Source organism: Dongia soli (genome assembly GCF_034044715.1).
GTDB lineage: Bacteria > Pseudomonadota > Alphaproteobacteria > Dongiales > Dongiaceae > Dongia_B > Dongia_B soli.
In genome coordinates this window covers 103,367-123,272 of record NZ_JAXCLW010000005.1, presented here as the reverse complement: position 1 = coordinate 123,272, position 19,906 = coordinate 103,367, and the positions used below count along the sequence as shown (strand labels likewise).

The 19,906-nt window shown below is 62.6% G+C and carries 18 protein-coding genes; 9 read left to right on the top strand and 9 right to left on the bottom strand.

The annotated features are described in order from the left end of the window. Positions 1 to 797 precede the first annotated feature (797 nt). Entirely contained in the window at positions 798 to 1,304 is a 507-nt protein-coding gene (locus SMD27_RS17340; protein WP_320509684.1) for a GAF domain-containing protein, read from the top strand. Between the two features lie 177 nt (positions 1,305 to 1,481). Here the strand turns inward: SMD27_RS17340 and msrA are convergent, their stop codons facing one another. From msrA to SMD27_RS17320, 4 genes are all read right to left on the bottom strand, one after another. Continuing rightward, positions 1,482 to 2,225: a peptide-methionine (S)-S-oxide reductase MsrA gene (gene msrA, locus SMD27_RS17335; RefSeq protein ID WP_320509683.1), complete on the bottom strand. Its 744-nt coding sequence runs from the start codon at positions 2,223 to 2,225 to the stop codon at positions 1,482 to 1,484. Positions 2,226 to 2,238: 13 nt separating this feature from the next. Beyond that, positions 2,239 to 4,098, bottom strand: a complete 1,860-nt coding sequence (locus tag SMD27_RS17330; RefSeq protein WP_320509682.1) for a cytochrome c biogenesis protein DipZ — start codon at positions 4,096 to 4,098, stop codon at positions 2,239 to 2,241. 2 nt (positions 4,099 to 4,100) lie between these two features. Next, positions 4,101 to 4,613 (bottom strand): peptide-methionine (R)-S-oxide reductase MsrB, encoded by a 513-nt coding sequence (gene msrB, locus SMD27_RS17325; protein WP_320509681.1) that lies wholly within the window; start codon positions 4,611 to 4,613, stop codon positions 4,101 to 4,103. Between the two features lie 398 nt (positions 4,614 to 5,011). Continuing rightward, positions 5,012 to 5,470, bottom strand: a complete 459-nt coding sequence (locus SMD27_RS17320; RefSeq protein ID WP_320509680.1) for a hypothetical protein — start codon at positions 5,468 to 5,470, stop codon at positions 5,012 to 5,014. Positions 5,471 to 6,010: 540 nt separating this feature from the next. On the opposite strand from SMD27_RS17320, the gene SMD27_RS17315 reads away from it, so the two are divergent. Both SMD27_RS17315 and SMD27_RS17310 read left to right on the top strand, forming a co-directional pair. Continuing rightward, positions 6,011 to 6,775, top strand: a complete 765-nt coding sequence (locus SMD27_RS17315) for an SDR family NAD(P)-dependent oxidoreductase (RefSeq protein WP_320509679.1) — start codon at positions 6,011 to 6,013, stop codon at positions 6,773 to 6,775. Positions 6,776 to 7,006: 231 nt separating this feature from the next. Beyond that, positions 7,007 to 8,029 (top strand): GGDEF domain-containing protein, encoded by a 1,023-nt coding sequence (locus tag SMD27_RS17310; protein WP_320509678.1) that lies wholly within the window; start codon positions 7,007 to 7,009, stop codon positions 8,027 to 8,029. 79 nt (positions 8,030 to 8,108) lie between these two features. Here the strand turns inward: SMD27_RS17310 and SMD27_RS17305 are convergent, their stop codons facing one another. Next, entirely contained in the window at positions 8,109 to 8,318 is a 210-nt protein-coding gene (locus SMD27_RS17305) for a hypothetical protein (RefSeq protein WP_320509677.1), read from the bottom strand. A 764-nt stretch (positions 8,319 to 9,082) separates the two neighbouring features. Here SMD27_RS17305 and SMD27_RS17300 point away from each other — a divergent pair. The 3 genes from SMD27_RS17300 (at position 9,083) to SMD27_RS17290 (ending at position 11,501) form a co-directional block, all read left to right on the top strand. After that, complete coding sequence (locus SMD27_RS17300; RefSeq protein ID WP_320509676.1) at positions 9,083 to 10,321, top strand: 2OG-Fe(II) oxygenase; 1,239 nt, start codon at positions 9,083 to 9,085, stop codon at positions 10,319 to 10,321. Positions 10,322 to 10,424: 103 nt separating this feature from the next. Then, complete coding sequence (locus SMD27_RS17295; protein WP_320509675.1) at positions 10,425 to 10,772, top strand: putative quinol monooxygenase; 348 nt, start codon at positions 10,425 to 10,427, stop codon at positions 10,770 to 10,772. 87 nt (positions 10,773 to 10,859) lie between these two features. Then, on the top strand, positions 10,860 to 11,501 hold the full coding sequence (locus SMD27_RS17290) for a glutathione S-transferase family protein (protein ID WP_320509674.1): 642 nt from the start codon (positions 10,860 to 10,862) through the stop codon (positions 11,499 to 11,501). Positions 11,502 to 11,512: 11 nt separating this feature from the next. On the opposite strand, the gene SMD27_RS17285 is transcribed toward SMD27_RS17290, so the two are convergent. Then, positions 11,513 to 12,130, bottom strand: a complete 618-nt coding sequence (locus SMD27_RS17285) for a DUF6766 family protein (protein ID WP_320509673.1) — start codon at positions 12,128 to 12,130, stop codon at positions 11,513 to 11,515. Then, positions 12,084 to 12,662 carry a hypothetical protein gene (locus SMD27_RS17280; protein ID WP_320509672.1) on the bottom strand — a complete coding sequence of 193 codons (579 nt, stop codon included), beginning with the start codon at positions 12,660 to 12,662 and terminating at the stop codon, positions 12,084 to 12,086. The genes SMD27_RS17285 and SMD27_RS17280 overlap by 47 nt, the downstream gene beginning before the upstream one ends. Between SMD27_RS17280 and SMD27_RS17275 the strand changes: the two genes are divergently transcribed. Next, positions 12,661 to 12,861 carry a hypothetical protein gene (locus SMD27_RS17275; protein WP_320509671.1) on the top strand — a complete coding sequence of 67 codons (201 nt, stop codon included), beginning with the start codon at positions 12,661 to 12,663 and terminating at the stop codon, positions 12,859 to 12,861. The genes SMD27_RS17280 and SMD27_RS17275 overlap by 2 nt on opposite strands. An 88-nt stretch (positions 12,862 to 12,949) precedes the next feature. On the opposite strand, the gene SMD27_RS17270 is transcribed toward SMD27_RS17275, so the two are convergent. After that, positions 12,950 to 13,783 carry a metallophosphoesterase gene (locus tag SMD27_RS17270; RefSeq protein WP_320509670.1) on the bottom strand — a complete coding sequence of 278 codons (834 nt, stop codon included), beginning with the start codon at positions 13,781 to 13,783 and terminating at the stop codon, positions 12,950 to 12,952. Between the two features lie 153 nt (positions 13,784 to 13,936). Between SMD27_RS17270 and SMD27_RS17265 the strand changes: the two genes are divergently transcribed. Continuing rightward, positions 13,937 to 15,652 (top strand): MFS transporter, encoded by a 1,716-nt coding sequence (locus SMD27_RS17265; protein WP_320509669.1) that lies wholly within the window; start codon positions 13,937 to 13,939, stop codon positions 15,650 to 15,652. Positions 15,653 to 15,902: 250 nt separating this feature from the next. Beyond that, positions 15,903 to 16,877, top strand: a complete 975-nt coding sequence (locus SMD27_RS17260; protein WP_320509668.1) for a small ribosomal subunit Rsm22 family protein — start codon at positions 15,903 to 15,905, stop codon at positions 16,875 to 16,877. Between the two features lie 5 nt (positions 16,878 to 16,882). On the opposite strand, the gene SMD27_RS17255 is transcribed toward SMD27_RS17260, so the two are convergent. Then, a complete protein-coding gene (locus SMD27_RS17255; RefSeq protein ID WP_320509667.1) occupies positions 16,883 to 19,885 on the bottom strand; it encodes a PAS-domain containing protein in 3,003 nt (1,000 codons plus the stop codon). Between the last annotated feature and the right edge of the window lie 21 nt (positions 19,886 to 19,906).

Below are 19,906 nucleotides of genomic sequence, written 5' to 3'. Positions count from 1 at the left end.
ACCCAGCGGCTGGCCCGGCCATTGATTTCGTCCGTGATCATGAGCGGCGACGGCTCGCGGCACAGGCTTTTTACCTGCAATTTGCCTTCACGCAGCTTGATCCCGGCGCTGGGGCAGAGCGGGAGCAGAATATAGTCGTCGCTGCGTTCCTCAGGTTCGTTCCCCAGCACGTCGATGGCAAACCATTCCGCCATCGCGCCTGGAATCGGTCCATGCAGGAACCAGCGGATTTCGGCGCTATAATTCAACATCAAAGCGGAAACGCCTGACACGCCTTGCGGTTCCAGCCGGCGAATAAGGTTTGAACGGTATCTGGGGCGCCGCGGCTGGGCGGGACCGGCTGCCCAGCCCTAAGACCCGCAAAAAGAGACGGTATTTCCACCCTCCCTTCCCGCATTTTCCTGGAGAATGCCATCACCTTGGCCGCTTTGGCCGCCGGTGGCCGGCGGCGAAACGCCGGTATCGGCATCGAGCAGGTAGACCGGCAGGCCGGCCGCCCTCAGCCGCTTGAGCAGCGCCTTTTCAGAACCGCCCGAGGCCTCCAGGCCGATCGCCTTGGGGCCACCAGGCGCTTCATGAATCGCGCCTCACGGCGGCGGGCATCATTCTCCACCGACCAGCTCTCGCCGCGCACCAACCACAAACAAGGTTGTCACCCTCGGACTTGATCGCCGTCGGCGTGGGCCGACCTTCGGCCCCGGAACTGCTCTGGTACGAGGGTGACGAGTGAGTTGTTGTAAGCAGGCTGCGATTGCGCGACGATGCGCGCCGTTGAAGTCCAGTATAAAGGAACGGCCATGTTCGAGGCACGGGCGATTGAGAGCGACAGCAAGCCGGTATTCTATGCCGAACTGGCAGAGCAATTGAGCAGCCTCCTGCATGGCGAGACGGACGCCATTGCCAATGCGGCCAATAGCGCCGCCTTGCTGTTCGAGATGATGCCGGATCTCAACTGGGCCGGCTTCTATTTCCTGCGCGATGCCCAAAACGGAGCGGGACAAGAACTGGTGCTCGGCCCGTTCCAGGGCAAGGCTGCCTGCGTGCGGATCGCCATCGGGCGCGGTGTCTGTGGCGCAGCGGTCGCGAAGCGCGAGACCATGCGGATCGAGGATGTGCATGCTTTCGCCGATCACATCGCCTGCGACAGCGCCTCGCGCTCGGAACTAGTGGTGCCGCTGATCAAGGACAGCCGCATCATCGGCGTGCTTGATCTCGACAGTCCCCTCCCCGCCCGTTTCGACACCGAGGATCAAGCCGGTGTCGAAAAGCTGGCTGAGGTTTATCTGACGGCCAGCAATATCTGACAACGCGCCCCGCTTCTGTCGGAGACCCTCGGGTGAAGCCCCGAGGGGGACAACTGAGTTTGCTGTGGCGTGTGTGCGCTAGGACGCGGTTGCCGGTCATCGCACAAGGTCAGCCACCCTCGGCGGTCACCTTCGGACTTGACCCGAAGGTCCATCGTGGTGGCTGAAAAACGGCGCCTAATTCGTCGCGGCGGCCGAGACCAGGACCGGATCGCTGCGATAAAGATCCGGGAACAGGCGCTTCAGGTTCTCCACCTTCGGCAAATCGTTGATCACGATGTAAGGATAGCTGGGATTCCGCTCCAGGAAATCCTGGTGGTAGCCCTCGGCCGGATAGAAGGCGCGATCGGGTTCGATGGTGGTGACGATGGCGGCCTCATAGATATGCGCCTGGCTGAGCTGGGCGATATAGGCCTTGGCGATGCGGGCCTGTTCGGCGGAGGCCGGGAAGATCGCCGAGCGGTAATTGGTGCCGCGATCGGGACCCTGGCGGTTCAATTGCGTCGGATCATGCGCGACCGAGAAGAAGATCTGCAGGATGCGGCCATAGCTGATCTGATGCGGATCGAAGGTGATGCTGACCGACTCCGCATGGCCGGTCTCGCCTTCGCTCACCGTCTCGTAATTGGCCGTGCTGGCATCGCCTCCGGCATAGCCGGAGACGGCATTGCTGACGCCTTTCACATGCTCGAACACGCCCTGCACGCCCCAGAAGCAGCCGCCGGCCAGGACGGCTGTCTCGGTCTTCGCATTGGCGGTTTCATCCACCGCCGGCGCGGGAATGGCGCGGCCTTCATCGGCGGCGGAAGGTGTTACGCCGAAGCCGGCGGCTGCCGCCAGCAGCAAAGTCGCGGCGACGGCGACGGCAAGCGGGGCATGTCGCAAGAAACGCGGTGCCTTGCGGGTCGGTCTGGTTCTCATCTCGCAGCTCCTATCAGCCGAAGGTGAAGGCATAGGCTCGCACGCCTGGATCGAGGAAACGGATTTCGAAGGTATGATCGGCAATCTCGCCGCCCTCATGGAGAGGTTGGCGAACCAGTTGGTAGAGCTTTTGTCCGGTGACGGTGCCATTGCCCTCGGCATCGATATCCGTGCCATGATTGTCGCCCGGTGCCGTACCGTCGATGGTGACGCGGAAGCGCACCGGCTTGCCGTCGCTGCCGGGACCCAGGACCAGATGCAGGTCGCGGGCATGGAAGCGATAGACGATGCCGCCCTCAGCCTTGTTGAGCACCGCCTGCTCGCCGCTCACCGTCCAGTTGCCGGAGAGCCCCCATTCGTTGAGGCGCGGTTCGTCCACCGTGTAGTCATGGCCGCGATCGGGCAAGGCACCGCCCGGCGAGATGAAATTCGCCGCGCGTTCATAGCCGATATAGGTCTCAGGCGAGCCGATATCGTTCATATCGGGCGCCGCCTGCACACCGGTTCCCTTGACATCCACCAATCCGGCGGCCGCCTGCTTGTTGCCGGCTTCCGCCAGCAATTGCTGGATCACCCGTTCGGAACCGTCGTAATCGCCCTCGCCGAAATGGTGATGGCGGATGCGGCCCTCGGCATCGATGAAATAATGCGCCGGCCAGTACTGGTTATCGAAAGCGCGCCAGATCGCATAATCATTGTCGATCGCCACCGGATAGGTGATGCCGAGATCGCCCACCGCCTTGCGCACATTCGCGATATCACGTTCGAAGGCGAATTCCGGCGCATGCACGCCGATCACCACCAGGCCCTGCTCCTTATATTTCTGCGCCCAGGCTTCGACATAGGGCAAGGCGCGCAGGCAATTGATGCAGGAATAGGTCCAGAAATCGACCAGCACGACCTTGCCCTTGAGCGCCTCGGCGGAAAGCGGCGGCGAATTCAGCCACTGCACCGCGCCATCCAGCGGCGGCAGCTTGCCTTCGACCGGCAGGGCTTTGGCCTCGGCGGCAGCCGGCTTGGCCTTCATCATCATCGCGCCCCCATCGGGCGTCACACCGTCGGCGGTCATCTGGCCGCTCTCGGCCTTCATCTTCTCATCCCGGCCCAACAGCGTGCCGCTCTTCATCGCATTTCCGTCAGTGGACGGATGCAGCTTGTCGAGCAGGTTCTGTTCCAAGGATGCCGTGCTGGCGAGCGAGACGCGGGTCAAGAAACCGGTATCGAGGCCGAGCGCGATGGCGGCAACGGCAACCAGCACCGCCGCGCCAAGGCCGCGCCGGATCCACTCGCCGGCACCGAGCGAGCGCTTCATCGCGGCAAAGACCCGGCCGCCGATCAACAAGGCCAGCGCCAGAGATGTCGCGGCACCGGCCGCATAAGTGAGCAGCAGCAGCGAGGTCTGCACGCTCGCCCCCTGCAGGGCAGCACCCGTCAGGATGAGGCCAAGGACCGGACCGGCGCAGGGCGCCCAGAGAAGCCCGGTGGCGACGCCCAGCAACGCCGAAGGCAGGATCGGCGAGCGCGCGCCATCGGCGCTTGCCGAGACCGATTGCGACAGCCGGTCGCCCAAGGCGACCAGCGGCTGCATCAGGCGGTCGGCCAAGGCCGGGAACAGCAGGGTCACGCCGAACAGGGCCAGCAGCACGATGGCGGCGATGCGGCCATATTGATTGGCGGCCACGGCCCAGCCGCCCGCCACCGCCGCCAGGCTGGCGATCAAGGCGAAGGTCAGCGCCATGCCGGCCAGCATCGGCAGGCCGCTGCGCACGAACGGCCGGTCCGAGCGGGCAAAGACAAACGGCAGCACCGGCAGGATGCAGGGGCTGAGGATGGTCAGGACACCGCCGAGATAGGCGAGCAGAAAGAGGATCATGATCAAACAGCAACCGGTTTGAAGGTAAGAGCAAGGCCGTTCATGCAATAGCGCAGGCCGGTCGGCTGCGGCCCGTCATCGAAGACATGGCCGAGATGGCCGCCGCAGCGGCTGCAATGAACCTCCGTGCGCATCATGCCGAAGGATGAGTCGTCGGTGGTGCCGACCGCCTTGTCGAGCGGCGCCCAGAAGCTGGGCCAGCCGGTGCCGCTGTCGAATTTGGTGGTCGAGGAGAAGAGCGGGAGATCGCAGCCGGCGCAATCGAAATTGCCGCGCCGTTCCTCATGCAGCAGCGGGCTGCTGAAGGCCCGCTCGGTCGCCGCCTCGCGCAGCACCGCATATTGATCGGCGGTCAGCAGCTTGCGCCATTCGGCTTCGCTATGGGTGACGGCGAAGCTCTCTTTTGCGGTATCGGCCGCCGCATCTCTCGCCAGGAACGAAGCCGATCGCCAGATGGCCACGGCACCCGCAAGGCCGAAAACCGTCCCGGTCAGAACCGCGCGTCGCGACAACATGAGCAATCTCCCAATGAACAATTTGCCAGTGAGCAATCTGGCAGTGAGCAATCTGCCAGTGGCTGGCGTCCTCGATAGACGCCGGGGCATCCTGACTATTCCATTCGGCGGACCGCGCCATGCGGTTACGCGGCATGAAACGCTTTTTTTCGCCGCCGCCAATAACTTGCTGAAACTGAAAGAAAGTCTGAATCCGCGGCGGGCCGGCTCGCCAGCCTAGCTTTCCTCACGCATCCAGTCGGCCGACCAGGGCGAGCGCAGGTAACGGGCCTCGTCCCGGCGCGGGCGGAAGCGGGCGCAGACTCTCCGGTGCAAGCTCCTGTTCCGCCGTCAATGCCTCCAGCCGCGCCGCCAGTTCTGCATCGAGCGGGGCGATCTCGGGAGGCGGGCATTCGGCCTCACCGCAGGTATCCGAGAGGACGCCTCAACGCATCGGGAAAGGCAATCGCTTCGGGGACGAGATCGGCCTCCAGCGGCTTCACCGCTCTTGTCGCCGCTTCGGCTGTCAGCGACGGAACGATCACTGCGCTCATGGTTTCTGCCGTCCTGGCTGGTTCATCCGGCCACGGCTCCGCTTGCGGCTCCCCCGCCGGTGAGGTCCGTCGGCGCCATGACCAACTCATCCCCATCCGCTCCGCCGTGCCGGAAAAACCGGACTGAGATACCGTGGAGTGATCCGGCAGCGAAAGATCCGGCCAGCTCTTCTGCGACCCGGCGTCACGGATTTCCATACTGCGCCGCTCGACAAGATTGCGCAGAATTTCGGGCGTGTCCTCCCGGGACACCACCTCGCCGCGCGGCGTGGCTTCGTACGTTGGTGGTGGCCTCTCCTTTCGTCGCACACCATGAACGGCCACTCGCTTGTCACCCTCGGACGTGATCCGAGGGTCCATCATTGTCGCTGAAAGCTCTTTCCGGACGCGCACGGACCACTGCCACTGGCCGATCGTGCTCGGCTTCTGCCATGGACCCTCGGGTCAAGCCCGAGGGTGACAACCTTGTTTATCCTCGGCAGCGTGTGATGGCTTCGTACGTTGGTGGTGGCCTCTCCTTTCGTCACACACCATGAACGGCCACTCGCTTGTCACCCTCGGACGTGATCCGAGGGTCCATCGCCGCGCTGGATGCTCTTTCCGGACGCACACAGACCACTGCCACTGGCCGATCGTGTTCGACTTCTGCCATGGACCCTCGGGTCAAGCCCGAGGGTGACGAGCTTGTTTGTCCTCGGCAGCGTGTGAGGGCTTCGCTCGTTGCTGGTGGCCTCTCCTTTCACCGCACACCATGAACGGCCACTCGCTTGTCACCCTCGGACTTGTCTCGACGGAATGTCGGGTAAAGATGGCGGAGACGTGATATTGACGTCGACGTCATCAAGCACCTCAAAGGAAACCAGCATGCTCGATTTCACCGGATATAAAGTCGTCGTCACCGGGGGCAGCCGCGGCATCGGTCGCGCCACGGCCCTCGCCTTTGCCAAGAAAGGCGCAGCTGTCTCGATCTGCGCGCGTGGCGAAAGCAGCCTGCGGCAAACTGAAGGCGAGTTGTCGGATCATGCTGGCAAGGGACAGGCGCACAAAATACATGCCGCCGTCTGCGATCTTGCCGATGACCAGGCGATCGACCGTTATATTGCGGCGGCTGCCGCTGCCCTCGGTGGCGTGGATGTGCTGATCAATAATGCGACGGGATATTCCGAAGAGACGGTCGATGCCTGGAAGGATTGCCTGACGGTCGATGTGATGGCGGCGGTGCGGGCATCGGATGCCGCCTTGCCGCATCTCGCGCAATCCGGCAAGGCTTCGATCATCAATATCTCGTCGATCTCCGGCCTGCGGCCATCCATGCGCACGCCGGCTTATGCGGCGGCGAAGGCGGCGCTGATCCAATACACGACCTCGCAAGCGCTCGCCCTGGCGGCACAGGGCATTCGCGTCAATTGCATCGCACCGGGTTCGGTGGAATTCCCCGGCGGCTATTGGGAGAAGCGCAAGACGACGAATCCGGACTTATACGAGGCCACGCTGAAATCGATCCCCTTCGGCCGTTACGGCCGCGCGGATGAGATCGCCAATGTCGCGGAATTCCTCGCCTCCCCGATGGCGAGCTGGGTTACCGGCCAGACCATCGTCGCCGATGGCGGCCAGGTCCTGGGAGGCTGACCTGACCGGCGCCAACATTCTGCTTTTGGTTAACTGGGGGCGATGTTGCGGTTCGGCGGCAGCTTGATGTCGAATCGACAGGTTGTTTATCTTCTTCACTCGGACGTGAACCTGACAGGCAAGAAACCCGTCGGACGCAACGAACCGATTGCAGCGGGTAAACGTTAGATCACCGCCCGTTCCAACAACCGGCCGGAGAACCGGCGCTCGATCTGATAAGAGGGAAACTGGATGCCTGTCGACCATGGCACCGCAGTGCCGGACTCTTCGCGTATCGAACATCAGCGTCTTCACGCTTTGCAGTCGTTCGAAATTCTCGACACGCCGGCCGAGCCGCAATTCGACCGTATTGTCAAAATTGCCGCCAATTTGCTGGATATGCCGATTTCCCTCATATCGCTGATCGATGCCAAGCGTCAATGGATCAAGGCGCGCGAGGGATTGGATGTGGCCGAGACGCCGCGTTCGCTTGCCTTCTGCAGCCATGCGATCCAGGACAATGATGTCATGGTGGTGGAAGATGCCGCCACCGATCGCCGCTTCGCCGATAATCCCCTGGTCACCGGCGCGCCCTATATCCGGTTCTATGCCGGCGCGCCATTGAGATCGCGCGAAGGACACCGGCTCGGCACGCTCTGCGTCATCGACCGCAAGCCGCGATCGATATCGGATGAGCATCGCGCGATGCTGGAGGACCTGGCCGCTATCGTGGTCGATGAATTGGAATTGCATCGGGCCAATATCGATCTGCAGCGCCTGGTGGGTCTCGATTCACTGACCGGTGCCGGCAACCGGCGGCAGTTTCTTGCCCGTGCCGAACGCGAGATTGCCCGTGCACGCCGTTATGGCCAGGCGGTCAGCGTGATGATGGCGGATATCGATCACTTCAAGAAGATCAACGACACCTATGGCCATGAGAGCGGCGACCGGGCGCTGGTGGAAACGGTTCGCCAATTGAAACGGGCGGCGCGGCCCGAGACATTGCTGGGCCGGATCGGCGGCGAGGAATTTGCGCTTCTCCTGCCTCATGCCGATTTGACATCAGCCATGGCGGCCGCCGAGCGGCTACGTGACTCAGTGGAGAGGATCGAGCTTGCCGCGGAGGGCCGAACCTTCGGCCTGACGATCAGCATCGGTGTCTGTCAAATCACCGAAGGCATGTCTTTGGAAGCGGCGCTGCATCAGGCCGATCAGGCGCTTTACCAAGCCAAGCGCCACGGCCGCAATCGGGTGGAAGCAAGCAACTCGCATTGAGGCACACGACGCGTCGGCGCGATGCCCGTCCGGTCAATGCCGTGCCTTGAAGCTGAAGCCCGTGCAGCTGAAGCGGCGATTACGCCGCGCCGCGACTGCTGGGCGATTGTCTTTCATAGACCAGTTCCTGGATCGCCAGGGTAATGAGAATCCAGTTGTTGCGGCCTTCGGTATCGCGGCGGTCACGGCAAGCTTCGACCATCTCCGCTGCCTGCATGAGTGCGTCGCCCGGCTTGCGGTCGCGCAGCATGATGGAAGCCCTCCGGTAAACGTCCTGTTCACTGATCATCGGCAACCCTCTCTTATCAAGCCCTTCTGGGCCAAGGTTGTCGGCCTCCCTTCGCCTCGCCCTCTCATGAGGCCGATTTGGGAGACGATACCCATGTCTAATGCAGAACCGTCCTCTGCGGTGACCGGACATTTGCCGGCCCATTTATATTTAACGTCTTATTTGATCGGATAATCATCGCCCTGCATCTTTGCCGGGCTTTCACACCGCCGACGGAGCTGGCGCGGTTATGCAGCAAATAGAGTGACAGAAATCGACCCTGTTTGTCGAGGCCGAGACAGGCGGATATCCACAACTAATTTTGCCTATCCGGAAAATGGGGCCGGATCCTCCGCCGGCCGGTCTTTCAACCATAGGTCCGCCACCCCTCTTGAAATTAACTGGCCATTAAGCATGAGGTTCCATCACGACAGGCGTTTTTATGGCCGCCGCGGCGCAGCAGACGAGCCGCGCCCCAGAGAGTCTGCCCGGCGCATGCCCGGCAAGGTAACGGCGCAGGGAAATCCGCCGGTAACAGCGGCGGATTTCGGATATCGAAAATCACCCCCATATCCAGCATCACCAACCGCTGCGCGAAACCACAGCGCCGGCTTGCTGCCTGCGACGAACATCCTGTAGGGAAGATTTTCAGCCTGTGGCTGTCATTGCATGCGATCCCCGCCTCGATCACAATGCGTTCAGCAGATCGCAGAGGGAGTACGATCCTGAGTACCCGGACAGCAGAGTCGCAGTCAGCAGCGCAGCAAACGGCCGAACTGCAACCGATGGCCGGCACATCCGCGCCGGGCAGTTTGGCAGGCGGGCCGGCGGCCGCATTGCGGTTGCTTTCCCCCGGAGATCCGGCGCCCACCTTCATCGCCGCCAGCAATGTCAATCCGCGCTTCAATTTCGCCAGCGCGGCGGGGCGCTACATCGTTTTGTGCTTTTTCGGCGGCACGCGCCATCCCATTGGCGGGTCGCTGATCGAGACTGTCCAGACCCATGGCGAATTCTTCCTCAACCCGGATTTCTATTTCTTCGGCGTCGCCCTCGACCGGGAAGACCGCAACCGCCCATCGCTTACCACCAAGGCGCCAGGGATGGATATTTTCTGGGACAGCGACGGGGCGGTCGCCCGCCTCTACAATTTGCTTGCCGCCGATCTGACGGCCCAGGCCGCGGCGAGCTCGGCGGCGTTCCGGCCGGTCACCTATGTGCTGGATTGCAACCTGCGCATCCTCGCCATCGTCGCCGAACCGGACGGCAAGGCCCAGGCCATGACGGTCATGAGTCTTTTGCGCCAACTGCCGCCTTTGCCCCCGCCCCGCCCGTTCCAGCCGCAAGCCCCGGTCCTGGTCCTACCGCATCTTTTCGAGCCGGCACTCTGCCGCCGCCTGATCGACGGCTATAATGCCAGCGAGCCGATTGAATCCGGTTATATGGTGGAGCGTGACGGCAAGACGGTGCAGGTGGTCGATCACCGCCACAAGCGCCGCAGCGACTGGACGATCATTGACGAGACGCTGCGCCAAGCCATTCGCGACCGCATCATGCGGCGCCTTGTGCCGGAGATTCACAAGGCCTTCAACTTCCAGGTAACCCGCATGGAGCGTTACCTGGTGGCCTGCTATGACGCCGAGGCCGGCGGCTATTTCCGCCCCCATCGCGATAACACGACCAAGGGCACGGCCCATCGCCGCTTCGCCGTGACCGTCAACCTGAATGCCGGCGATTATGAAGGTGGCGACCTGGCCTTTCCCGAATATGGCCGCGTCACCTATCGTGCGCCGACCGGCGGTGCCGTCGTCTTCTCCTGCAGCCTGTTGCACGAAGCGCGGGCGGTGACCAAGGGCCGGCGCTATGCCTTCCTGCCTTTCCTCTATGACGAGGCGGCGGCGCGGCAGCGCGAGGCGAACAATCCTTATCTCGAAGGCGAGGCGTCCTATCGCGCCGCCTCCGATCAAACCGGCGGCGCAACGCCTTTTGCCGATTTCGTCCCGCCGGAAGACAAGCAGAACCGCTGAATATTTCGCCACATAAGCCGCTGCATATGCGAGTGTTCGCCAGACGCGGCCGGCGGGTGTAGAATGACGGTCTCGGAGGTCTTCAGATGGGAAGGATCATGCCATGCCCAAGCTTGCCCTCTATGTCGCGCTGGAAGCAAAGCCAGGTAAGGAAGATGCATTGGCGGACCTCCTCCGCCATGCGCAGGCGATGGTCCAGGCCGAACCGGGAACGATCGCCTGGTTCGCTGTCCGGCTTGGCCGGTCGCATTTCGCCATCTTCGATGCCTTTTCCAGCGAGCATGGCCGCGATGCGCATCTCGCCGGCAAGGTTGCCGCTGCGTTGCAGGAACGGGCCAGCGAATTGCTGACGAGCCCGCCGGAAATCCAGAAGGCCGATGTGCTCGCCTCGAAGATTTCCCTGGCGCCGGTGGAAGGCGTCATTTCATCGCCGAAAACCGCCACCCGCTAAAACCACTTTGCGTCGCAAGAAGCGGGAAGTCCCGCGGCGGAGATTCGGGCAGGATCGCGGCATCTCCTTCATCATCGGATGGCGCGCATGCTCACGCTCTATGATTATCTGCCGTCGCAGAATGCCTATAAGGTCCGGCTGCTGCTGAGCCATCTTGGCCGCGATTATCGCAGCGAGTTGATTGCGATCTTCGACGGCGAGGGCCAGCGGCCGGATTACCTAGAGCTCAACCCGACCGGCGCCGTGCCGGTGCTGCGTTTTGCCCATGGCGGCGTCCTCGCCGAATCCAATGCCATCCTGTTCCATCTGGCGCGCAAGACGCGCTATCTGCCGGAGGACGCCTTTCTACAGGCGAAGGTGCTGCAATGGCTGTTCTTCGAAGCCGATTATGTGCAATCCACCATCGCCACCTTGCGGCATTGGATCATGACCGGCAAAGCGACGCGCCGGCGGGCCGAGTTGGTCGAGAGCAAGCGGATGGGCTCGTTGAAAGTTCTGGCGATCCTCGATCGTGAATTTGCCCGCCGCCAGTTCCTGGTCGATGATGCCTATAGCATCGCCGATATGTCGGTCTTCGCTTATGTGCATCGGGCGGAAGAGGCGAAGCTGCCGCTCGCGGATTATCCGCAGCTCTGCGCCTGGATCGGGCGGGTCCGGCAGCAGGAAGGTTTCCTCGACAAGACTTACGCTTATGATATCGATCCGCATTCGGGCCGTGAGCTGCCGTGAACCGGCCACGCCTAGCCGCCGGTCTTCTCATTCGGCGCATCGACCGGCTTGGATTGCGATGAGCCGCGTTCCCGGAGCCAGATCGATAGCAGCACGATAGCCCCGACGGCCAGGAACTCGCTTTGCCAGTTTTGGAAGGATTCGAACCAGAACTGCGACGAGGCAAGAAAACCGAGAAGCTCTTGCGGCGGCTCATTATGCGCCATGCGCTCGCTATTCTCCAAACTCGCGCCGCTGATCGCATGCGCCACGAAAGCGAGGAAAAAGAGCAGGAAAAAAGCGAGGCTCAGCGAATGTTCGTACAGCCATCGCCCCAGACCCCGACGCGGACGCTGCCGGGCGGCGGATGGCTCGCTCTTGATCGAATGTTCCGCCGATCCGCTATCTTCTTCCCCTTCCTCCTCCGGCATTGGATTCGATTCCGCCGATCCCTTCTGCCGTAAAAAGACGGTGAGCAGGACGAAGAGACCCATCTGCAGGAATTCGCTTTCCCAATTCTCGCTGGTCGCTTCGATGAAATGGCTGCTGGAGAGATAGCGGGTAAGATTGAGGGGTGCGAGCTGATGCTCGATCCGCATCTCGTTATAACTGAGCCATCCCGCCACGGCCTGGCCCGCCCAGAAAAACACAAAGAACGCCAGGACGACGATGCTCAGTGAATTGCGCCGCCAGAAACCTCTTAATCCGGCCTCTCTCATCAACACTGCTTCTTTCGCCAAAGCCGTCTCCGGTTGCCTGCGTCCACAAAACAGCTCCAGCGAAGCGCAGTTCCGTAACTCCTTCCTGAACAGGCAATGGTGAAAACCGGGAGCGAAACGCCGGCTCGTGGGTTAATGCGAGATAGAATCGTCGGAAGAGGCCAGAATTGTTGACCCAATCACCGGCAAACAAAGTGGCCGATGCGGCGAGCAGCGCCAGTATGGATCCAAGCATTGAGCGAGTTTCCAAGTCAGGAGGAGTAAGGTCATGGCAAAGCATGATATTCCCGGCAAGCCACCTGCGGGACAGCCACCGCGCCATGGTGGCAAAGCGAGTCCGGCGGAAGGCCGGGCACCGGCCGACGACAAAAAAGGCGACCGGGAAAATCTGAGAGAACAAGGCCGCCAGGGCAATATTCACCAGAACACCCATAACCAGGGTTATCAGCAGGATCGATAACATGCCGCAACGTGAGCCGAAAACCCATGCCGTCAAGGATCGCACCACGCCAAGCTCGGAGCCCCGCAAACCGGGCACCACGCCGGAAGGCTATCCCGTCAAAGGCGGCGAGGCAGCCACCAGCGGCCCGAAGAGCCGTGTCTCCGGCGGCGGCGGCGAACGCGACGATCATCACAGCCACGATCCCAAGCTGAAAAGCTGAAAGCGATACGGCGCCCGAGCAACAGGTGAATCGGCAGTCACCCGGATGGGTGATGGCGTCGTCGCTTGCCATTGACGCGGGGCCGCGATCAGATCCGGTTCACCCATTTACCGGGCGGGCCGCTGGTGGTGATGAAGCGCAGGCGGTTGCCGCGCAATTCGACGGCGGTCAGATGGCCTGACATGAACGCGCCGGTATCGACGCCGATGCGGTTCGAGCGCACAGCCGGTACGGCATCGATCGTGTGGCCATGAACGACGACGACATTCTCCGGAAACCGCCCCGCATGATAGAGGAAGGGCTCGCGGATCCAGAGCGTATCGATCTCCGCCCGGTCCCCATCGAAGTCGTGCCAGGACAGTGATAATTGCCGCTGCAGCTCGATATGGGGATGGATGCCGGCATGGACGAACAGATAGCGGTCCTGCCGCAGGTAGCGTGGCATGGCTGCGAACCGCGCCAGCAGATCGGGGCCCAGCCGCTCGCGCAGCAAGGCAATGAAGCGGTCGGAATCGGCAAAGACGGTGGCCGCGTCCGTATAGCCAAGTTCCAGGGCCAAGGCCGCGCCGCCATTCCGGCCTACCCAGCTCAGCAACACCTCCGTCGGCGGTCGCTCCGTCAAGGCCCGCCATAAATATTGTTCGTGATTGCCGGGCAGGCTTACCGTCTCGATGCCCTCGCAGCCGCGCAAGGCTAGTTCCAATGTTGCCAAGGGCCGCGGGCCGCGATCGATATAGTCGCCGAGATGCACCAGAAGCGGCGCACCATCCTGACCTTCGGCCTCGCCCGTCACGATTTTTCGGATTGTGTCATGCAAGCTCACCAGCAAGTCCGCACAGCCATGCACATCGCCGATCGCGAAGACCGGTCGCGTGACCGAGGCGGGTGCCTGCATCCAATCGGAAATCTCGCAAGCAATCATCAGCTTAAGTTCTTTCTCGCCGGCCCCGTTTCGCATCAGTCATGTGAAAACCGGAAGCCCTACATGTAGGATCGACGCTTGTCGTGGATCGAGACGGGCTGATATCAATCCGTCTCACTCCATCCGCCTGCCCGATCATATCATTGCTTGCCCATGGAGAATGCTCCCCGGGGAGAATTCCTCTATGCGGCGTATTCCTATATCGGCATCGATATCGCGGCGGGTCAATTGTGGCACGGTCCTTCCCTCGTCGGGGCCGAGCGTGGCACAGCTCAAAAGGGGGCGGTCGAACCCGTTTCAGCGGGATCGGCCCGTCACAATACACTCATAAATGATACCGAAAGCATCATGATCGATCAGGGGAAAAATCGCAGCGGCAATGCCGCGCGTTCCGAAACCGGCATCGCTGCGGACCAGTATGGCCCGTCTCCCACCGCCAATGATAACGCGAATGGCGGCACCGGGCCGTCGGCCCCCCGGCGGGAAGGACGCGTTCCCAATCTCGGCTGGACGCTGGCGGCAACCAGCCTGGGACTGGTCGTGGTGCAGCTCGACATCACCATCGTCAATGTCGCCTTGCCGCATATCGGGTCGCAGCTGGCGGCCGGGGTCGGCGGGCTGCAATGGGTGGTCGATGCCTATACCCTGGCCTTCGCCGCCTTCCTGCTGTCCGCTGGCGCGCTGGGCGACCGGATGGGGTCGCGCGGCACTTATAACCTCGGCATCCTGCTGTTCGGGCTTTCATCGCTCGCTTGCGGCATCGCCACCAATACGCCGCTGCTGATCGCCGCCCGCGCCGTGCAGGGCATCGCCGCCGCCATGATCATGCCGACCTCGCTTGCCCTGATCGCCCATGTCTGCGGCGATAATCACAAGGCGCGCACCCGCGCCATCGGCATCTGGAGCTCGACCGGCGGCGCCGCCGTGGCGGCCGGTCCCGTGATCGGCGGCTTCCTGATCGGCGAATTCGGCTGGCGCAGTATTTTTTTGGTCAATATCCCGCTTTGCGCCATCGCCGTCTGGATGACCTGGCGCCATGTCAGCGCCGCGCCCACCCATAAGCGCGGCAGCTTCGACCTGATCGGCCAGATCATCGCCATTATCATGCTGACTTGCCTGACCGGCGCGGTGATCGAAGCCGGGCCGCGCGGCTGGTCGGATCACTGGGTTATGGGCGGGCTGGTCGCTGCCGCCCTCACCTTCGCGGCCTTCATCACGACCGAGGCCAAGAGCCGCCATCCCATGCTGCCCTTGGTCTTCTTCCGGCAGCCGACCTTCTCTGCCGCGGTGGTCGTGGGAATCGCCGCCAATCTCACCTTCTACGGCCTGATCTTCGTGCTCAGCCTCTATTTCCAGGAAGTGCGGCATTATTCGCCGGTCCAGACCGGCCTTGCCTTCCTGCCGCTGACGGCGATTTTCATCGTTGCCAATATCGCCTCGGGTTGGATCGCCGCGCATTTCGGCTTCCGCCTGCCGATGGCCGGCGGATTGGTGGTCGGCGCCATCGGCTTCGCGCTGCTCTGCCGGGTCGATGCGACGACGCCCTTCATCTATATGGCGCCGCTGCTGGCGCTGATTCCTGCCGGTACCGGCATCACCGTCCCGGCCATGACCGCCTCGATCCTCGCCAGTGTCGAGCGCAACCGCGCCGGCACCGCCTCGGCCGTGCTCAATACCGCGCGGCAAGTGGGTGGCGCGGTCGGTGTCGCCTTGTTCGGCGGCCTGGTCGCGGCTCAGGACATCGTCACCGGCCTCGATCAAACCTTCCTCATTTCCGCCGTCCTGCTGATCCTCGCCGCAATCGTGGCCTTCATCTGGGTCAAGAAAGGCCCTGGCCATCACCAGCCCATGGTGCTGATCGAGCATTGAGATAGAGGCCGAATCGGTGCCGGCGGCCATCGCATGGCATCAACACTGTGCGATGATCATCGCGATTGATTTCACATTTGGCGCTGTGCGATGACCGGCGGCATCACCGTCCATGAATTCGCACAACGCCCATCAACCCCCCGCTGTCACCCTCGGGCTTGACCCGAGGGTCCATGGCAGAAGCCGAGCACGATCTAAGACGTGCAACTGACCGCTTGCCAGCGCGTTGCGAAGATTCTAGTCACTGGCTATGGAACTGCCTCACGCCTTGCGCCAAGCGGTCGATCGCGCCTTGGACGGTATCGCCCTCGCCGATCTGGCGCAGGCGGCGGCGGTGTTGTCCCAGCGTTATCGTGCGGAAGTCCGTGACGGCCGCCTGCATTTGTCTGACGATGCCGCCGCACTTGCCTATCTCGCGACCCGATTGCCGGCGACCTTTGCGGCGATCCGTACCAGCATGGGCGAAGTGGCCGAACGTGCGCCGGATTTCGCGCCGCGCTCGCTGCTGGATATCGGCGCCGGTCCCGGCTCGGCGCTCTGGGCCGCCAGCGATTGCTGGAACGGGTTGCAGGATGCCCTGATGATCGAGGCCAGCCCGGCGATCCGCCGCTGGGGCGAAGAGCTTGCCGCCGAGATGGCGATTGCCCAGGTCCGCTGGCAGGCCGGCGATCTCGCCGAGGGACTAGGCAATCTGCTGCAGCACGATCTGGTCACGCTTTGCTACGTGCTGGACGAACTGGCGCCCGCGGCACGCGAAAAGCTGATCGACCGGCTGTGGTCGCTAACCGGCGGCATCCTGCTGATCGTCGAACCCGGCACGCCGGCCGGCTGGCAACGCATTCTAGATGTGCGGCAGCGCCTGATCGCTGCAGGCGCAAAAATCGTCGCGCCCTGCCCCCATGCCGCAGCCTGTCCGCTGATCGCGCCGGATTGGTGCCATTTCGCCCGCCGTGTCGCCCGCAGCCGGTTGCATCGCCAGGCCAAGGGCGCCGAGGTGCCATGGGAGGATGAGAAATTCATCTATCTCGCGGTGGCGCGGCCGGAGCTGAAACTGGCGGAACCAGCACCTCGCGTCATCGCCCCGCCCCGCGGTGGCAGCGGCCGCGTCAGCCTGAAACTCTGCCAGACCGATGGCAAAGCCGCGGAGAGCCTGATCACCAAACGCGACGGCGCGCTGTTCAAAGCCGCCCGCCGCGTCGATTGGGGCGATCTGCTGAAGCCTTAATCCGTTCAGCAGACGACCGGGCTAAGCCGGAACGTATTGCGCCCCGCCCGTTTGGCCTCGTAGAGCACCGTATCGGCGGTCGCCAGCAAGATCTCCGGCGCATGTACCGCGGTGCTGGCATAAGCGATGCCGATACTGGTGGAAAGCGCGATTTCCTGTCCTTGAAAAATCAGCGGCTCGCGCACGGCACTTACCAGTTTTTCCGCCACCGCGCGCACATCGGCTTCGCTGCGTGGAGCAATCAACAGGATGACGAATTCATCGCCGCCGAACCGGGCGACGTAATCCGAGCTGCGGATATTCGCCCGCAGCCGCTCGGCGAAAGTCTTCAGCACCGCATCGCCGGCGGCATGGCCCAGTGTATCGTTGATCGTCTTGAAGTGGTCGACATCCAGGAACATGACGGCGATGTTCTGGCCATAGCGCGCCTGGCGGTTCAATTCCTCCTGCAATAATTCGGTGAACTGCGCCCGGTTCATCAGACCGGTCAGGCGGTCGGTATTGGCTTGCGCGATCAGCTTCTGTTCCTTGGCGTGACGCTCGGTGATGTCCCACAGCACCACATAGAAGCCCTCGACCTCGCCGCCGACGCCAAGCTGCGGGATATAACGCCCTTCGACATGGCGATGCCTGGCATCGATCAGCGGCCTTTCGAAGGAAATCGTGCGACCCTGCATGACTTCCTCGACATTGGCTGCGATCTCGTCGTAATTCTCGCCAAAGACTTGGCGCAGGCTGCGACCGGCGATGGTTTCGCGATCGGTGCCGCGCGCATCGGCATAGGCCTTGTTGCAGTAATGATAGCGTCCCTCGGCATCGACGAAGGCCACCATGGCCGGGATCGCGTCGGTGATGGAGCGCAGCAGCGCCTGCTGCAATTGCAGCGCTTCCTCGCGCTGCTTTTGGACCGTGATATCGGCGCGGGTGCTGACATAGCCGCCGCTCGCCGTGCTGCGATGGCTCACCAGTACCCATCTGCCGTCGGTGAAGGGACCTTCGCCGACAAAGGGCTGGCGCTGGCGGAAACGGGCCGACCACTGGCGGACAAAATTCTCGATCTCGTCGGGCGTTTCAACATCGGGATATTCCCCGTTCTCTGCGCCATAGCGCAAGATTTCCGCCATGGTGACGCCAGGGCGGATCACCGGGGCGCTGCGCGGATAGAGATCGCAGAAACGCTGGTTGTTGATGATCAGGCGCAGATCCTCGTCGAACAGCGCGAAGCCTTCATGAATGCTTTCAATGGCATCGCGCAGCCGCGCCTCCGCCGCCTTGACGGCGGAGATATCGGTCCAGATGCAGACATAGCCGCCTTCCGCCGTGCGCCGCTCGGTAACACGCATCCAGCGCCCATCGGTGCTTTGAACTTCCAGCGGCTCTTGCGGCGGGTTGCGATGCATCTCCAGGCGCCAGGCGAGCCAGGCTTCCGGATCGGCTGCCGCATCGACCGCGCTGAGCGGGCCACTGGCAAGCGCACGGAAGATATCCTCGAAACGGCACCCCGGCCGTACATCATATTCCTCCCGTGCCGCCGGGGTTAGGAAACCGTCATTGCAGATGATCAGGCGATCCTCAGCATCGAACAGGGCGAAACCGCTTTCCATCGCGCCGATTGCGGATTTCAGACGTTCCTCTGCACGGATCAGCGGCGTGATATCGGTAATTGCGCCTACCAAACGGATGATGCGCCCGCTTTCATCCCGCCGGCCCAGGGCCCGGTTATGGGTATGGACGATGCTGCCATCCTTGTGCCGGAAACGCTGGATGATATCGATGCTGTCGCAGAAGCCGGCCTGGTATTCGAAGAACTGCTTGGTCGAGGCGGCATGATCCTCGGGCAGCATCAGGCTTTTCCAGAATTGCAGGTCATTGGGGAAATCGGCATCGGTATAGCCGAGAATTTCCTTGTAACGCGGCGAAAACCAGATCGCCTCGGTCACCGGGTTATAGTCCCAGATGCCGTCGCGGCTACCGGAAACCGCCAGCGCGAAGAGCTCCTCACTGCGCCGCAGCTCCTCCTCTATCCGGTTCTGTTCGGTGATATCGCGAAAGACGGCGACACCGCCTTGGATCTTGCCATCCTCGTCAATCAGGGGCCGGCCGCTGACAGTCAAGCGGCGGGCAGCGCCGTCCCCGCTCTTATCCACGATCAACTCGATATCGTCGGTGGCCTCGCCCCTGATCGCCCGGGCGAGCGGCAGTTTCTCCACCGCGAAAGGCGTTTGCCCGTCGGTTTCCAGCATGCCGAATTTGCTGATCCGCTCAGCATTGAGCATGGAGCCGACCGGCGCGCCGGCAAGACGTTCGGCCGTCGGATTGACAAGAATGATCCGTCCGTCAGGATCGGCCACTGTCACGCCTTCGCTCATGGAATCGAAGATGGTTTCAAAGAGACGGGTCTGCCGCGACAAAGTCCGCTGCAAGGCCAGGCGCGCATCCTCGCGCATCAGCATGGCACCCAGCACCGCAGTGCCGATGGGCACCACCAGATAAAGCGGGACCACCAGTTCATGCGCGATCGGCGAAATCGCGTTCCAGCGCAACAGGAAGAAAGCGGCGATTGTGGCGCTTACCACCAAGGTGCCGAGGACCAGGAAGGTGAGCGGCCCGGATTTGAATTTGCCGCGCAGCAACAGGCTGCGGAAGGTCAAGCCGACCAGTCCGGCAATGCTGATCGCGATGACCCCGGCCGCCGCGCCCGAGCCGCCGAGCCAGACGCGATACCCGATCGCCATGACCAGAGCGACCACCGTCCCGAGCGGCCCGCCGAAAACCGCGACCGTGCCCGTCAGCACCGACCGTCCGTCGATCATGACCCCTGGCCCCAGCACGACCGGCAGGCTCATCGCCAGCACCATGCAGCCACCAAAGACCAGGCCGATGATCGCATCGCGCAGCACCGGCGAGAGCGTCTGGCGCCGCCGGATCGCGGCATAACCCACAACCACCAGCGCAAAAAGAGAGACATTCTGAAGAAGCTGAAGACTGATGCTGCCGATTGAATGCATCTCGCCGCTCCCGGCCGGTTC

Excerpts from the sequence above, each read along its gene's own strand:
- SMD27_RS17340 (WP_320509684.1), top strand. The coding sequence starts at position 798 with ATGTTCGAGGCACGGGCGATTGAGAGCGACAGCAAGCCGGTATTCTAT.
- msrA (WP_320509683.1), bottom strand. The coding sequence starts at position 2,225 with ATGAGAACCAGACCGACCCGCAAGGCACCGCGTTTCTTGCGACATGCC.
- SMD27_RS17330 (WP_320509682.1), bottom strand. The coding sequence starts at position 4,098 with ATGATCCTCTTTCTGCTCGCCTATCTCGGCGGTGTCCTGACCATCCTC.
- msrB (WP_320509681.1), bottom strand. The coding sequence starts at position 4,613 with ATGTTGTCGCGACGCGCGGTTCTGACCGGGACGGTTTTCGGCCTTGCG.
- SMD27_RS17315 (WP_320509679.1), top strand. The coding sequence starts at position 6,011 with ATGCTCGATTTCACCGGATATAAAGTCGTCGTCACCGGGGGCAGCCGC.
- SMD27_RS17310 (WP_320509678.1), top strand. The coding sequence starts at position 7,007 with ATGCCTGTCGACCATGGCACCGCAGTGCCGGACTCTTCGCGTATCGAA.
- SMD27_RS17305 (WP_320509677.1), bottom strand. The coding sequence starts at position 8,318 with ATGATCAGTGAACAGGACGTTTACCGGAGGGCTTCCATCATGCTGCGC.
- SMD27_RS17300 (WP_320509676.1), top strand. The coding sequence starts at position 9,083 with ATGGCCGGCACATCCGCGCCGGGCAGTTTGGCAGGCGGGCCGGCGGCC.
- SMD27_RS17295 (WP_320509675.1), top strand. The coding sequence starts at position 10,425 with ATGCCCAAGCTTGCCCTCTATGTCGCGCTGGAAGCAAAGCCAGGTAAG.
- SMD27_RS17290 (WP_320509674.1), top strand. The coding sequence starts at position 10,860 with ATGCTCACGCTCTATGATTATCTGCCGTCGCAGAATGCCTATAAGGTC.
- SMD27_RS17275 (WP_320509671.1), top strand. The coding sequence starts at position 12,661 with ATGCCGCAACGTGAGCCGAAAACCCATGCCGTCAAGGATCGCACCACG.
- SMD27_RS17280 (WP_320509672.1), bottom strand. The coding sequence starts at position 12,662 with ATGTTATCGATCCTGCTGATAACCCTGGTTATGGGTGTTCTGGTGAAT.
- SMD27_RS17270 (WP_320509670.1), bottom strand. The coding sequence starts at position 13,783 with ATGATTGCTTGCGAGATTTCCGATTGGATGCAGGCACCCGCCTCGGTC.
- SMD27_RS17265 (WP_320509669.1), top strand. The coding sequence starts at position 13,937 with ATGGAGAATGCTCCCCGGGGAGAATTCCTCTATGCGGCGTATTCCTAT.
- SMD27_RS17260 (WP_320509668.1), top strand. The coding sequence starts at position 15,903 with ATGGAACTGCCTCACGCCTTGCGCCAAGCGGTCGATCGCGCCTTGGAC.
- SMD27_RS17255 (WP_320509667.1), bottom strand. The coding sequence starts at position 19,885 with ATGCATTCAATCGGCAGCATCAGTCTTCAGCTTCTTCAGAATGTCTCT.